Here is a 14,329-nt window from a genome sequence, read left to right on the forward strand (position 1 = left end):
CGGTTCAGGTCGGTTCAGGTCGCTCAGAGGGCCTCCCACAGGGCGGGGACGTTCGGGGGCTCCCAGCCCGGGTAGGCGGTGTGCCCCTGGATGCAGCGGTAGCGGACGCCTTCGTACGTCACGACGTCCCCGGCCGCGTAGGTCTCCCCCAGCTTCCAGGTGGTCTCGCCACCGCCGTCGCCGGGCACGGTGAGGGTGTAGGTGGTGGCGTGGCTGGTCTTCCCCGCACCCGTGAAGGTCAGGGTGTAGGTGCCCTGGGCCGTGCCCGCGGCGACCTCGACCGAGGCGGTCGCGGACTCGCCGGAGGTCACGGACTCCGGGCTGAGGGACACGCTGACGCCGGCCGGGGCGCCCGAGGCCGAAAGGGCCACCTTCTGCGGCTCACCGGCCGTGGTGGCGGTGGCGACGGTGACCTTGGCGGACGAGCCGGGCTCGATGGTGCCCGAGGACGGGTTGGCGGAGATCGAGAAGTCGTCCACCGGGGTGGGCGTGTCACCCACCGCCGTCTTCCAGATCGTGTACGCGACACCGTCCGCGCTGCGGTCCAGGGCGGTGGCGTTGATGTTGGCGGTGGTGTCGCAGGCGGAGTGGTAGCAGGAGTCGTAGGCGCGGCCCGCGGTGCCGCCCCACTTCGCGGCCTCCGCCGCGGACTTCGTGGCCGAGGCACCGGTGGCGTAGCCGGAGGTGGCGATGCCGACCCGCTGGAAGGAGTAGTCGTCGGAGCGGCCCTGGCCCTCGACGTTCTCCTGCGGGGCGAGGTTGAGGGAGTTCCAGTACTCGCGCATCGGCGCCGACGCGGCGGAGTTCACGTTGTTGATGAAGTAGCCGGCGTTGGTCGAGCCGACCATGTCGAAGTTGTAGTACGCCTTGATCTTGGCGCGCTCGCCGGCGGGGAGCGAGGAGGCGTAGTAGTCGGAGCCGTTCAGGCCCTGCTCCTCGTCGGTCCACCAGGCGAAGCGGACCCGGTTCTTCATGGTCGGGTTGTTCTGCGCCAGGGAGAGGGCCGCCTCCAGGATGGTGCCGGAGCCGGAGCCGTTGTCGTTGATGCCGGGTCCCGCGGCCACGCCGTCGAGGTGCGCGCCGAACATGTAGACGTTGTTCGCGTCGCCGTGCGGCCACTCGGCGATCAGGTTGTTGCCCGCGCCCGCGGAGCACCCGGAGGCGCACGTCTGCTCGGTGACGGTGTAACCGGCGGCCTGGAGCTTGCCCTTGACGTAGGCGAGCGAGGCCCGGTAGCCGGGTCCGGTGGCCCGGCGGTTGCCGCCGTTCTGCGTGGCGATGGTGTTGAACTGGGTCAGGTGCTCGCGCACCTTGGCCACGTCGACGTCCGGCGGCTGCGTCGGATTGCCGCCGCCTCCGACCGTGAGCGTGTACTGGGCGGTGTGCGTCTTGGCGCCCGCGGTGCCCGTGACGGTGATCGGGTAGGTTCCGGCCTTCGCCGACTGCGCGGCGGTGACCTTCATGGTGGCGTCGGAGCCGGAGGTGACGGTCCCGGGGGTGAACGCGACGTCGACACCCGTCGGAGCGCCCGATGAGGTCAGCGTGATCTGCTGGGCGCTGCCGGTGACGGTCGTCGTGTTGACCGTGGCACTGGCTGTGGCGCCCGGATCGACCTTGCCCGAGGACGGGTTGAGCCCGAGGGAGAAGTCGTTCTGCTGCCCGGTGCAGGTGGGGTCACCGCTCTGCGTGGGGATGCTGATGGCGTCCCACGCCGCCTTGGTCGCCTCGAACAGGCCGCAGCTCGCGTCCAGGTTCTTCGCCGAGGTCAGGGTGGCGGTGCGGTAGCGCTTGTACGTCATGCCGCTGGTCTTGAGCAGCATGCCGCCGTAGAAGATCTTGCCGGCGTTCTGGATGCCCACGCCGGTCACGGTCTTCTGGTTGCAGGTGGGGCTGGTGGGCTTGCCACCGCCGGGGTTGGAGCCCTCGGCGAGCAGATAGAACCAGTGGTTCATCGGCCCGGCCGCCTTGTGCTCCTCGGTCGAGGGGATCGAGGAGTTGTAGCAGTTGGGGTCGTTGTTGATCCGGCTCGGGTCGTACATGTTGCGGATCGGGCCCCGGCCCTGGAGGTTGATCATTTCGCCGACGGTGAAGTCGGGGGTGTCGTACGGAGCGGACTGGTTGGCGTACGCCTCGGTCAGCGCGCCCATGATGTCGCCGGTCGCCTCGCCGAGGCCGCGCTCGTTGTTCGCGCCGCCCGGGGTGTTGGAGTCCAGGCCGTGGCCGAACTCGTGGGCGACCACGTCCATTCCGGCGATCCACTCGTTGGCCGAGTTGTGGCCGATGGTGACGGTGGAGCCGTCCCAGTAGGCGTTGAGCTCGTTGAGGCCCACGCGCACCGGCCAGCTCCGGCCGTTGCCGTCGTGGCCGTTGCGGCCGAACCACTCCTTGAACATGTTCCACTGCTTCTGCGCCGCGAACATGACGTCGACGCAGCCGGTTTCCTTGCTCTTGGGGTCGCCGGTGCCCCAGTCGTCGGTGGCCTTGGTGAACACTCCGCCGCTGTAGTCCGAGCACTGCAGGCCGGGACGGGTGGTGTCGCGCAGGACGTAGTTGTTGCCCGACCGGGAGGTGTCGATGGTCAGGGGGCTCGGGCCGTTCCACTTGCTGCGTCCCGTGCCCGCGCGCACGTCGTCGTAGGTGTCGACGACCTTGCCGGTGCGGGCGTTCACGAAGACGTGCAGCTTGCTGGGGTCGCCCGCCTTGGACCTGCCGGTCAGCACGGTCTCCCAGGCGAGCGTGGGGGTGTCGTCCTTGACCCGGACGACCAGGCGTCTGGAGTCGACCTTCTTGACCGACGCGAGTCTCGCGCGGCTGGTCCTCACCGCCTGCGCGGCCTTCACCTGCGCCTTGGTGGTGACCGAGATCCGGGCGTCGGTGGCGGCGTGGACGGACCGTACCTTGCCCTTTCCGTCGGCGAGGACCACGGCGTCGCCGCCCACCACCGGCAGTCCCCGGTAGGTGCGTTCGTAGGCGACGGAGTACAGGCCCTTGCCGAAGCGCGTGACCTGCTGCCGGTCGTACTGTTCCTCGGGCCCCTTGGCGAGTGCGTCCAGGCCGCTCTGCGCCGCCTGGTCGGCGGCGGCGACGGCCTTCGCGAGGGGGTCCGGCTTTCCCTCCGGGGGCGAGGTGCGCGCCGTGGCCGAGGCCAGGGTCGCCGGCGCCACCACCCCCCCGAGTACCAGGGCCAGGGTTATCCCGGCCGCTGCGGTCTTTCTGGGCATCTCGGCTCCTTGTGAGAGGTGTGGAAGCCCTGTTCGGCCGACGAGATCCGGACGCGGCGAACTCCGGCGCCCCGTACCGCTCCCGCCCTTTTGTGCTGACCGTGACATGACATAAATAGGGCTGGCGGAACCCTCACACCCCGCCGGATCGCGGTCAATGAATTCCGGCCGCCCGACACGTCCTGGCAAGATCTGGCAAGTCCGGCCGCACGGACAGGACCCGGCTCACCCCGACGCGTCCCTGAGCCGCTCCCGGCGCTCCCGGACCTCCGGCAGATCGCCCCAGCGCCCGGCGAGCCGGCTCTGCAGCCCGCGCAGCTCGGCGGCGATCATCAGCTCGCGGGAGCGCATCGCCTCGGCGAGGACCGGCTGCGCCAGGGCGACCGCCGCGACCGGGTCACCGGCGCACGCCCAACTGTCCGCGAGCCGCAGGGTGAGCAGCACGCGGGTGGTGCGCATCAGGGGCGGCAGCAGGGCGCACGACTGAGCGGTGGCCTCGATCGCGCGCCGGGCCGCCGCCCGGTCACCGGTCGCCGCCGAGAGGTCGCGCAGCGCGCCGCCGATCGCGGACTCCAGGCGCAGCACGCCCTCGGCACCGGCGAGCCAGGGCGCCTCAAGACGGTCCCGGTCGTCCAGGCGCACGAACCTGCGCCGGGCCGTCGTGATGTGGCGTCTGCACTCGGCGGCGTCCTGGCGGAGCGCGTACGCCCGCGCCTGATAGAGGTCCCCGAGCAGCGCCATCCAGCGCCGCTTGGCGTCGACCGCGCCGATGGCCTCCGCGTACACGAGCGTCGATGCGGCGTCGCCGTCGAGCCGGACCAGGGTGCACACGTCGCTCAGCAGGGTCGCCCGGGCCGACGCGTCCTGGGCGGCGTCCGCCCACCGCAGGCCCTGCCCGAACCAGGCCATGGCGACGCCGCTCTGCCCCCGCTCCATCCGCAGCCGCCCGGCGACCTGGGCGTACTGCGCGGCGAGCCGTAACTGCCCGTACGGCAGGCGGCCCGTGGAGTCGACCGCCTCGGCCCAGCGCACCACACCGCGCAGGAGCCGTTCCACGGTCGCCGCGCACGCGCCCGTCGGCTGGACGAACGCCTCGCGGATCAGACAGGCGAGGACGGCGGTGAGGCCGTGCAGCAGGTCGGACTCCGCGCCGACCGCCTCGCCCGCGCCGCCGAAGGGCCCGGTCGCCCCCTTGAGGAGGACCGCCGCCTCGCTCTGGTCGGGCACGGCGCACCCCACCGTGCCGTGCAGCGGGCAGACAAGCCCCTCGGCCGGAAGCCGGGCGGGCCACGAGGGGAAGACCGGGGGCGACTCGTCGCCGGGCGAGTCCGCTCCGGGGATCGGGGAGAACAGCGTGGGGGCGGTGAGGTTCCGGCCGGGCGCCCGGGGGGCCTGACGCGGTGTGGCGAGGATCGCCGCGAGCCGGCCGCCGGTCTCCAGGACGACGTCGAGTCGGCACACCAGGTCGAAGGGCGGCTCCCGCAGCCCCCCTTCGAGCCTGCTGATGAAGGTGTGGTGGTACCCCACCCTCCTGCCGAGCTGCGCCTGGGTCAGCCCGGCCCGTCGGCGGTGGCAGCGAAGCTGCCGCCCGAACTCGGCCCAACCCGGCTCAACCGTCTCCGACACGCCGACGGACATGACCCCTCCCCCATCGGGCGTTCACCCTGGGGGCAGTGTGGCACCGGAGCTTGGTACGTACCAATGCCCGGAAGGTCAAATCCCCTTAAGGAGTACGGTCGTTGAGGATCCGCTGGAACAGCCGGTGGTCGCGCCAGGCGCCGTTGATGTGCAGGTACGCGCGGGCGAAGGCGAACTCCTCGAAGCCGCACTTGGCGAGGACGCGCTGGGACGCCGCGTTGTCCAGGAGGGTGCCCGCCTCCACGCGGTGCAGGCCGAGGCGCTCGTCGGCGATCCGGCACACGGCGGTCGTGGCGGCGGTGGCGAGACCGCGCCCCGCGTACGTGACGTCGATCCAGTAGCCCAGGTTGGCGCTGAGGAGCGGGGCGGGAGATATGTGCGAGAGCGTGATGGCGCCCGCGACCTCCTCCGCACCCCCGTCCCACAGCAGCCACGGCACCAGCAGGCCCGCCGTGCCCTTCTCCGCCTGGGCCCGCAGCCGCTCCGCCTGGCCCTCGGTGGTGTAGTAGGACTCGGGGCGCTCCGGGTCCCAGGGGCTGAGGTGGTCGCGGCTGCGGCGCACGGCGCGGGCCAGGACCTCGGCGTCGTCCAGGGACGCGGGGCGAAGGACGACGTCGTCGGTGAGCCGCTCGGTCTCCGTGATCACGGGGTGCACCGCCTCACATCCCGCCGGCGACGCGAAGCACCGCGCCTGTCGTGTACGACGCGTCGTCCGACAGGAGCCACGCGACGGCGCCGGAGATCTCCTCGGGCCGTCCCGAGCGGCCCATGGGGATGGTGTGGGCGAGCTTCGCCGGGCGCTCGGGGTCCTCGTGGAACTCGGTCCAGATGACGCCCGGGGCGACGCAGTTGACGCGGATGCCGAGCGGGGCGACCTCCTTGGCGAGGCCCACGGTCATGGTGTCCGTGGCGGCCTTGGTGGCGGCGTAGTGGACGTACTGGCCGGGGCTGCCGAGGGTGGCCGCGCCGGAGGAGATGTTCACGATCGCGCCGCCACCGGTCCGGGTCATGTCCCGTACGGCCCGGCGGGCGCAGAGCAGATAGCCGAGGACGTTGACGTCGATCGCGCGGCGCATGCCCTCGGCGTCGGCTTCGGCGAGGGGGCCGTTCGGGCCGCTGACGCCCGCGTTGTTCACCAGGCCCGTGACGGTGCCGAGTTCGGCCGCGGCGGTCTCGAAGAGCCGGTCCACGTCCTTCTCGTCCGTGGTGTCCAGGCGGACGGCGACACAGCGGCGGCCGGTCGCGCGGACGGACTCCGCGGTGCGCTCGGCGGCCTGTTCGTCCGAGCGGTAGCCGACGGCGACGTCGTGGCCGTCCTGCGCGAGCCGCAGGGCGATGGCGGCGCCTATTCCTCTGGTGCCGCCGGTGACGACGGTGACGTGCTGGTTCATGGGGCCTCCGGCCTGGTTCGTCGGGACGGACGTCACGCGGGGAGACTGTCCATGAAGCTGCTCACCGAGAAGACCGCGTTGCCGGGGCCCGCGGGGCCGTATCCGGGCGGCGAGGACAGGCCGAACTCCTCCATCGTGGCGCGGTACTCCTGGAGCAGCCGTACGTGGTACTCCAGGGGCGCGCCCAGCGGATTGGCCTTGCCGAGCGGCGTCGTGGGCTCGGGGCACCAGGTGGTGAACCGGGGCGTGATGCCGTGCGCCATGAAGTACCGGAGGCCCTCGACGGTGGAGTCGATGGCCTCGTCGACCGTCTTGAACCCGAAGGGCTCGGCCATCTCGACGCCCGCGACGAAGTTCGGGATGACGTTGCGCGGCCCGAACACCTCGGCGGAGTCCAGGATGCGCCGGTGCCACTCGTCGCGGCCCACGTAGCGCTCCTTGCCGGGGCAGTAGCGCTCGAACAGGTACGGGTCCCACACCTCGTAGTTGGGGTGGTAGATGCGCACGCCGTAGTCGTGGAAGCGCTGCACGTCCTCCTTGGGCAGCGCCTGGGCTACGACCTTGCCGATCCAGCGGCCGGGGAAGCGCTCCTCGATGGCCTTCGCGTACTGGCCGTAGAAGTCGGCCTCGTCCTTGCCACCGATTGTCGAGGTGACCGCGCCGCCGGTGAGGGTGTACGCCGTGGAGGTCTTCGCGGTGTCGTACTTGTCGATGATCTCCAGCGCCTCCAGGACCTCCTCGACGGGCTTGACGCCCGTGTAGGGGCGTCCCGCGGCCTTGTGCTGGCGCCAGTTGTGGTTGATGTCGCAGTACTGGCACTCCTCCTTGGCGCCGAAGTACTGGCAGACGCGGAAGACCGTGAGGTAGACCAGGTAGCCCCACTGGATGGTCGGGGCGACCTCCATGACGGACTTGCCGTTCGCGAGCTTGTGCCGGTAGTAGTCCGGCATCGGCGGCAGGCCCACGTCGGAGATGCGCTGCCCGTCCAGGTAGAGGCCGAGCAGGCCGTCCGCGTCGGCGGCCACGCGGTAGGGCGAGGACGGGTTCACCCGCACCGACACGACCGTGCGGCGCAGCTCGTAGGGGCCGCCGGTGAGGACGATCTCCTCCGGCGGCCGGCGCAGCGCGGCCTCGCCCAGCTCGGGCAGGGTGCCGTGGTCGAAGGAGAAGATGAAGTACGACTTCGGCTTGATGTCTCCGGAGGCCTCGTTGGCGCTGTCGCTGAGCGCCGACTCGTCGAAGGCGATCCCGCCGCGCAGCAGGTCCTCCTTGATCACGGCCTCGCGCGGCACCTGGGAGTGCCGCTGCATGAGTCCTTCGATCAGCTCCGTACGCCTGGGCATGGGGCGGGCACCTCGGATCCTGTAGAGCTTTGACGTTGTTTGTCTGGTTACGTCCGGTTTTACGGCCACGCCCGGGGTCGCCGTGCGCAAGGTCCACGCTAATACCGGCGTTCCCGTCGCCGAATCCGCCTCCGGTCGGGACCGTCCTCCGCCTCAGGTCGCGCCCGCACCACGCGTGCCTCCGCACCCCGCCGGAGCACCCCGGCCCCGCGGGGCGGAACCCGGGAACCCGGCCGCCCGGCCTGCGCGTTCTCCAAGTCACCGCACGTGGTCACGGGGGCCGCGGCGGTCGGCCCGAACCGACCCGCGAGGGGAGCCCATGAACGATCTGGTGGCGGGAGGCAATCTGCCTCTGCCGGACGGCCCCCTCACGCTCCGCGTGCCCGGCCCCTTCGACCTGTCGGTCCTGATCACGGGCGACAGCGGCAAGGTCGCGGGCGACGCCGACTTCGTCTTCTACAACCAGCCGGCCGCGTCCGGGGCCCGCCTCAGCGGCGACACGGTCACGGTCGACGCGCGCCGCCTGCGCCCCGGCGCGAGCCGCGTCACCGTCGTCGTCAGCCCGGCCGAGCCCGGCACCCCCCTCGGGCGGCTGCCCGCGATAGCCCTCCAGGTCAACGGCGTGCGCGGGGAGGCCGTCGCCCGCTTCACGCCCCCGCGCGCACAGCACGAGACGGTGCTGCTGCTCGCCGAGATCTACCGCCGCGGCACGGGCTGGAAGCTGCGCGCGCTCGGTCAGGGGTACGCGGACGGGCTTGCCGGTGTGGCCAGGGACTTCGGCCTGGACGTGGCCGACGACACACCACCTCCGGCCCCGGCCCCGACGCCCCCGCGGCCTCCGGCCCCGACCTCCCCGCGCTCCGCCCCTCCCCCGCCCGCCGCACACCGGACCCCCGCCCCTCCCCCGCCCCACGCGGCAGTCCACCCCGCCCGCACCGCGCCGCACCCCCCGCCGCCCCCGACGGCCGACCTCTTCCTCACCCTCGTGAACTCCGCGCGCGCCCGCGCCGGTGTCCCGCCCGTGCGGTTCGACGCCCGCCTCACCGAGGCCGCCCGCGCGCACGCCGCCTCGATGGCCGCGCGCGGCGAGCTCGGCTCCGAGGGCGCGGACGGCGTCTCGCTGCACCAGCGCGTCACCGCGGGGGGCTTCGCGTATCTGGCGATCGGCGAGCACCTGGTGTCGGGCCCGCGCACCCCGGCCGACTTCCTCGACTACTGCCTGGGCGACGACCACTCCCGCCGGACCGTCCTGGAGCGCGCCTACAGCCACGTCGGCGTGGCGTCCGTCCCGCACGCGCGCTCCGGGGACGTCTTCTGGACGGCGCTGTGGGCCGAGCCGTACTCCCCGCAGGGCCTGGCGAGGACGGCCGCCGACGTCCTGGCCCGCACCAACGCCCACCGGGCGGCGGCCGGACTGCGCCCCCTCGCCCCGGACCCGCGGCTGACCGCCGCCGCCCAGGCCCACAGCGCCGACATGATCGCCCGCGCCTTCTACTCCCACACCGCCCCGGACGGCAGCGAGCCCTGGCACCGCGCCGCCGCCGCGGGCAGCGCGCACCGCGCGGTCGGCGAGAACATCGCGTGCGGCCAGCGCTCGGCCGCGGAGGTCGTCGAGGGCTGGATGAACAGCCCCGGCCACCGCGCCAACATCCTCAAGCCCACCTTCACCCACCTCGGCGTGGGCTTCGCGGGCGGGGGTTCGGCGGGGACGTACTGGACGCAGCTCTTCGGGGGCTAGGGCCACGCAGCTCTTCGAGGGCTGGGGCCCGGCCGACCCTGGCCGATGGGGCCGGGAGCGTTTCCGGACAGCGCCGAAGCGCACAGCCGAGGGTCGTCGTCGTTGACGGCCACCCGGCTGCGCGCCCAGGCCGGTGCTCCGTGCCCGGCGGATCCGCCCCCCGTAGAGCGGATCCCCCGAGCCACCGGCCTTCGCTGTCCTGGTCCTCGGTTCTTCTCGCTGTCCTGGTCCTCAGGGTCCTCAGTAGTTCAGGACCGAGCTGACGCGGTCGTTCCAACCGCTGCGCATCGCCTTCTCGTAGTGGTTGGCGTTGGTGTTCCCCGGATACCAGTAGCCGCGTCCGCCGTTGTGCTCCGCCAGATGCGCCTTGCAGCTGCCGGTGCGGTACGACGACGTCTTGTCGTTGAAGTTGTAGCGGTCGAGGTTCTGGTAGGCGCCGCCCTTGTCGTAGAACTTCAGGTCGCGGCCCCGGCCGTCGTTGTGCTCGTAGACGTGCAGCGGCCGTGCGCAGGACGCCGCCGCGACCGCCGGGGTCTGCCGTGCCGACAGCTTCGCCGCGTGCGCGTCACGCTCGGCCGCCGTGCGGAAGCACGAGACCGTGTCCTGGCCGCGCCACACCACGCACGCCTTGGCCGCCCCCCAGTCCTGGGACAGGTCGATCTTCCTGCCCTCGAAGGTGGCGAGGTTGGCGCTCCCCCGGGACGGCGGGTCCGCCTGCGCGGTCGCCTGCAGGCCGCCGACGAGCCCGAGGGCCAGTCCGGAGGCCGCGAGCGCTGTCGCGATCTTCCTGTGCTTGAGCATGTTTCTCCCGTTGTGTGGATCAGTCGATTGTGTGGATCCGTCGATTCCTCGCACCGGGTCCGACGGACTGGTCAATTCCGTCGGGCCCGGCACTTCGTCAATCCGACGCTCCGTCGATCCGGCGCCCTCGTTGATCCGGTGCCCTCGTGCGTCGGTCCGCCGGATGCGTCGAACCTGGGTCAGAGTCCAGCGGCCGCCGGATTGTCCAGCAGCCCCGTTCCGCCACTCCGAACAAAGTCCGACGCGTCCCCGCAGGTCGGGGAATGGCCGGGGAGCGGCTTTTGGGACGTGGGACGTCGTGGTCGGGTGGGGGCTCGCGGAACAGGGCCGATGGGGGTGGGCGCCGCATGGGACGTCGGGAGAATCCGCTCGATCCGGCGGCGGGTCCGGTGGAGCGGTTCGCGTGCGCGCTGCGCGATCTGCGGCGGGACGCGGGGACGCCGACCTACCGGGCGATGGCTCGGCGGACGGACTTCTCGGTGACCACGCTGGCCGCCGCGGCGTCCGGCGAACGGCTGCCGTCGCCCGCCGTGCTCGCCGCGTACGTGAAGGCCTGCGGCGGCGACGTGGCCGAGTGGGAGCGGGCCCGGCGGGCGGCCCGGCTGGAGGAGAGCGCACGGCCGCCCGAGGAGGGCGAGGACACGGCCGATCCGCCCTACCGGGGTCTCGCCCGCTTCGAAGTCGGCGACAGCGAACGGTTCTTCGGCCGCGAACGGCTCACCGACGAGCTGATGCGCCTCGTCCGGGAGCACCGGCACGTCATCGTCCTCGGCCCCTCGGGCAGCGGCAAGTCGTCGCTGCTGCGGGCCGGTCTCATCCCCCGGCTGCGCGGCGCCGAGGAGGAACCGCCGGCCGCGGTCCGGATCCTCACGCCCGGGTCCCGGCCCGTGCACGAGCACGGCGAGCTGTTCGTCCCGGCTCCGGGGCGCGGTGAGACCTGGGTGGTCGTGGACCAGTTCGAGGAGGCGTTCACCCTCTGCCGGGACCCGCGGGAGCGGGCCGCGTTCATCGATCTGCTGCTCTCCGGCGGCGACGCACGGCTGCGCGTGGTCCTCGGGGCGCGGGCCGACTTCTACTCCCGCTGTCTGGAGCACCCGGGCCTCGCCGCGGTCGTCCGCGAGGCGAGTCTGCCCATCGGTCCGATGACGCGGGCCGAACTGCGCGCGGCCATCGTGCGGCCCGCGGCCGCGGCGGGCCTCGTCGTCGAGCGGGCCCTCACCGCCCGGCTCGTCGAGGAGACCGCCGACGAGCCGGGCGGCCTGCCGCTCCTCTCCCACGTCCTGCTCGAGACCTGGCGGCGGCGCCGCGGCCGCACCCTGACACTGGACGCCCACCTCGCCGCGGGCGGGCTGCACGGCGCGATCGCCCAGACCGCCGAACGCGTCCACAGCGGGCTGACCCCCGACCGGGCCGAGCTGACCCGGCGCATCCTGCTGCGCCTCATCACCCCGGGCGAGGGCGCCCAGGACACCCGCCGCCCCGTCGACCGCGCCGAGTTCGAGCACGGGGACCCCGCCGACACGGACGCGGTGCTCGACCGTCTGGTCCGGGCGCGGCTGATCACGCTGGACGCCGGTTCCGTCGACCTGGCGCACGAGGCCCTGATCACCGCGTGGCCACGGCTGCGCGCCTGGATCGAGGCCGACCGCGAACGCCTGGTGGCGCACCGGCGTCTGACCGAGGCCGCCGCGCTCTGGGAGGAGTTGGAGCGGGACTCCGGCGCGGTGTACCGGGGCACACGGCTGAGCGCGGCCGAGGAACGGTTCTGCGTGCCGGGCGGCCAGGACGACTTCACGGCCGCGGAGCGGGAGTTCCTGGCCGCCGGGCTCGCGGCGCGGGACGCCGAGCGCCGTGCGGACGCCCGCCGGAACCGGTACGTCCGCTACTCCGCGATGGGCCTCGCCGTACTGCTGCTCCTGGTCACCGGCGTCAGTGTGCTCGCCGTCGACCAGCGCGAGGACGCCGAGCGCGCCCAGGAGCGGGCCACGTCCCGGCAGTTGGCCGCGCAGGCCGTCAGCCTGGCGCCGAGCCGTCCCGCCGTCGCGGGGCTCCTGGCCGTCGAGGCGTACCGCACGGCGCCGACGCCCGAGGCCCGCGGCGCCCTCCTCACGATGTCGACCTTCCGGTACCACCAGGGGGAGCTGACCGGCCACGACGACGCCGTGTCCGAGGTGGCGTTCGCTCCGGACGGCACCCTCGCCTCCGTCAGCCGCGACCGGCGGATCATCCTGTGGGACCCGCGGCGGCGCACCCGCGAGGCCGTCCTGACGGGACATCACGCCTGGCTGCGCGCCGTGGCGTTCAGCCCGGACGGCCGCGTCCTCGCCACCGGGGGCGACGACGGCCGGGTCCTGCTCTGGGACGCCACCTCCCACAAACGCCTCGCGACCGTCGGCGGCCACACCGGCCCGGTCAAGTCCCTCGCCTTCAGCCCCGACGGGCGCACCCTGGCCACGGCGGGCGTGGACGCCACCGTGGCCCTGTGGAACCTGGACAAAGGCCCGGCCCGGACCCGGCCCACCCAGGACCGCCCCGCCCAGGACCCCCCACTCCGCAGACGCGGCACGCTCCGGGGCCACGCGGGTAGCGTCAACACCGTCGTGTTCAGCCCCGACGGCCGCACCGTCGCCACCGCCGGGGAGGATCGCCGGGCGATGCTCTGGGACACGGCGAGCGCCGAGCGGCGTGCGGTTCTCTCCGGGCACGAGGACGTGGTCAAGGGCATCGGGTTCAGTCCGGACGGCCGTACGCTCGCCACGGGTTCCGGTGATCACACGGTGATGCTGTGGCATGTCGGCCGCGGTACCCGCGCGGCCACCCTCTCCGGCCACTCCGGTGCCGTGCGGGCGCTCGCGTTCAGCCCCGACGGCCGTACCCTCGCGACCGCGGGGCTCGACCGCACCGTGGTGCTGTGGGACCCGGCGCGCCGCACCCGCACGGCCACGCTGACCGGCCACGGCACGAACGTGTACAGCCTGGCGTTCGCACCCGGGCCCCGGCCGTTGCTCGCGTCGAGCGGCGAGAACGGGGCCATCACGCTGTGGGACCCGTCGAGGACGGCCCTGTCCGGCCACCGCGACCGGGTCAACAAGGCCGCGTTCAGCCCCGACGGCCGGACCCTGGCCACGGCGAGCGACGACGGCACCGCGGTGCTGTGGGACCTGCGCCGCGGGACCCGTCGCGCGACGCTCGACGGGCGTACCGGGCCGGTCACTTCGGTGGCCTTCAGCCCGGACGGCCGCACCGTCGCCACCGCCACGGGCACCGACGTGCACCCGCCGCGCGCCAAGGACTACACCCTCACCCTCTGGCGCACGGCCGCCCCCGCCGAGCCGCTGGCCCGCCTCACCGGGCACAGCGACCGTGTCCTCGACGTCGTCTTCAGCCCCGACGGCCGCACGCTGGCGACGGCGGGCGCCGACGACACCGTGATGCTGTGGGACCTCGCGCGCCGCACCCGCCTGGCCGTCCTGCCCCAGGGCGCCCGCAAGGGCCGGTCCCCCGCGAACGACCCGCTCGGCGCGGAGGCCAAGTGGGGTGTCTACGCGGTCGCGTTCAGCCCGGACGGCCGGACCCTCGCGTCGGCCGGGCACGACGGCAGGGCCCTGCTCTGGGACGTGTCGACGCGCACCCGCCGTCTCACCCTGGCCCGGCACACCGGTTCGCTGCGGGCGCTCGCGTTCAGCCCCGACGGCCGCACCCTCGCCACCGCCGCGCTCGACCACAAGGTCATCCTGTGGGACACCGAGAACGGCTCCCGGCGAGCCGCCTTCACCGGCGACTCCTCGGGTCTCGCCGTGGCGTTCAGCCCCGACGGCCGCAGGCTGGCCGCGGCCAACGCCGACACCGCCGTCGTCCTGTGGGACCTGCCCGCGCGCCGCCAGCTGGCCACCCTCACCGGCCACGCGCGGCAGGTGCGCAGCCTCGACTTCAGCCCCGACGGCAGCAGGCTCGCCTCCGCGGCCGTCGACGGCAGGGCGGTGCTGTGGAACACCGACGCCGAGCGCACCGCGGCCCAGCTGTGCGCGACGCGCCCGCGCGACCTCACCGAGCCGGAGCGCAACAGGTTCGCCGCGCAGGCCCGCGACCTCCACGCCTGCGACTAGGGCCTGTCCGGCGGATCTTCGCGGAACAGCCCGCGGCGTCTGGTGCGTGCTCTCGGCGTGCGCCCGGATCGCCCTCGTACTGGACGTACTT

Annotated in this window: 8 protein-coding genes; 2 read left to right on the top strand and 6 right to left on the bottom strand. The window is 73.3% G+C overall.

Annotation, left to right across the window (positions count from 1 at the left end; all coding sequences use genetic code 11):
- Positions 1 to 23: 23 nt before the first annotated feature.
- The 5 genes from ACFVHO_RS15815 to ACFVHO_RS15835 all read right to left on the bottom strand — a co-directional run bounded on the left by ACFVHO_RS15815 (position 24) and on the right by ACFVHO_RS15835 (position 7,593).
- Positions 24 to 3,221 carry a M20/M25/M40 family metallo-hydrolase gene (locus tag ACFVHO_RS15815; RefSeq protein WP_385713875.1) on the bottom strand — a complete coding sequence of 1,066 codons (3,198 nt, stop codon included), beginning with the start codon at positions 3,219 to 3,221 and terminating at the stop codon, positions 24 to 26.
- A gap of 225 nt (positions 3,222 to 3,446) precedes the next feature.
- Positions 3,447 to 4,859, bottom strand: a complete 1,413-nt coding sequence (locus ACFVHO_RS15820; protein ID WP_385713877.1) for a multiprotein-bridging factor 1 family protein — start codon at positions 4,857 to 4,859, stop codon at positions 3,447 to 3,449.
- An 85-nt stretch (positions 4,860 to 4,944) separates the two neighbouring features.
- Complete coding sequence (locus ACFVHO_RS15825) at positions 4,945 to 5,505, bottom strand: GNAT family N-acetyltransferase (RefSeq protein WP_385713879.1); 561 nt, start codon at positions 5,503 to 5,505, stop codon at positions 4,945 to 4,947.
- A gap of 13 nt (positions 5,506 to 5,518) precedes the next feature.
- Positions 5,519 to 6,250, bottom strand: coding sequence for an SDR family NAD(P)-dependent oxidoreductase (locus tag ACFVHO_RS15830; protein ID WP_385713880.1), 732 nt, complete (start codon positions 6,248 to 6,250; stop codon positions 5,519 to 5,521).
- 32 nt (positions 6,251 to 6,282) lie between these two features.
- On the bottom strand, positions 6,283 to 7,593 hold the full coding sequence (locus ACFVHO_RS15835) for a radical SAM protein (RefSeq protein WP_385713882.1): 1,311 nt from the start codon (positions 7,591 to 7,593) through the stop codon (positions 6,283 to 6,285).
- Between the two features lie 319 nt (positions 7,594 to 7,912).
- Here ACFVHO_RS15835 and ACFVHO_RS15840 point away from each other — a divergent pair, with 319 nt between their 5' ends.
- Positions 7,913 to 9,331 carry a CAP domain-containing protein gene (locus tag ACFVHO_RS15840; RefSeq protein WP_385713884.1) on the top strand — a complete coding sequence of 473 codons (1,419 nt, stop codon included), beginning with the start codon at positions 7,913 to 7,915 and terminating at the stop codon, positions 9,329 to 9,331.
- 240 nt (positions 9,332 to 9,571) lie between these two features.
- Here ACFVHO_RS15840 and ACFVHO_RS15845 read toward each other — a convergent pair whose 3' ends face one another.
- Positions 9,572 to 10,132, bottom strand: a complete 561-nt coding sequence (locus ACFVHO_RS15845) for a hypothetical protein (RefSeq protein ID WP_385713885.1) — start codon at positions 10,130 to 10,132, stop codon at positions 9,572 to 9,574.
- A gap of 347 nt (positions 10,133 to 10,479) precedes the next feature.
- On the opposite strand from ACFVHO_RS15845, the gene ACFVHO_RS15850 reads away from it, so the two are divergent.
- Positions 10,480 to 14,238 (top strand): hypothetical protein, encoded by a 3,759-nt coding sequence (locus tag ACFVHO_RS15850; RefSeq protein ID WP_385713887.1) that lies wholly within the window; start codon positions 10,480 to 10,482, stop codon positions 14,236 to 14,238.
- Positions 14,239 to 14,329: the final 91 nt, after the last annotated feature.

Origin of the sequence: Streptomyces sp. NPDC127108 (assembly GCF_042677545.1) — a bacterium.
In the GTDB taxonomy this organism is placed as follows: domain Bacteria; phylum Actinomycetota; class Actinomycetes; order Streptomycetales; family Streptomycetaceae; genus Streptomyces.

Bases quoted from the DNA above. Each gene is read 5' to 3' on its own strand.
- ACFVHO_RS15835 (WP_385713882.1), bottom strand. From the start codon at position 7,593: ATGCCCAGGCGTACGGAGCTGATCGAAGGACTCATGCAGCGGCACTCC.
- ACFVHO_RS15840 (WP_385713884.1), top strand. From the start codon at position 7,913: ATGAACGATCTGGTGGCGGGAGGCAATCTGCCTCTGCCGGACGGCCCC.
- ACFVHO_RS15815 (WP_385713875.1), bottom strand. From the start codon at position 3,221: ATGCCCAGAAAGACCGCAGCGGCCGGGATAACCCTGGCCCTGGTACTC.
- ACFVHO_RS15830 (WP_385713880.1), bottom strand. From the start codon at position 6,250: ATGAACCAGCACGTCACCGTCGTCACCGGCGGCACCAGAGGAATAGGC.
- ACFVHO_RS15850 (WP_385713887.1), top strand. From the start codon at position 10,480: ATGGGACGTCGGGAGAATCCGCTCGATCCGGCGGCGGGTCCGGTGGAG.
- ACFVHO_RS15845 (WP_385713885.1), bottom strand. From the start codon at position 10,132: ATGCTCAAGCACAGGAAGATCGCGACAGCGCTCGCGGCCTCCGGACTG.
- ACFVHO_RS15820 (WP_385713877.1), bottom strand. From the start codon at position 4,859: ATGTCCGTCGGCGTGTCGGAGACGGTTGAGCCGGGTTGGGCCGAGTTC.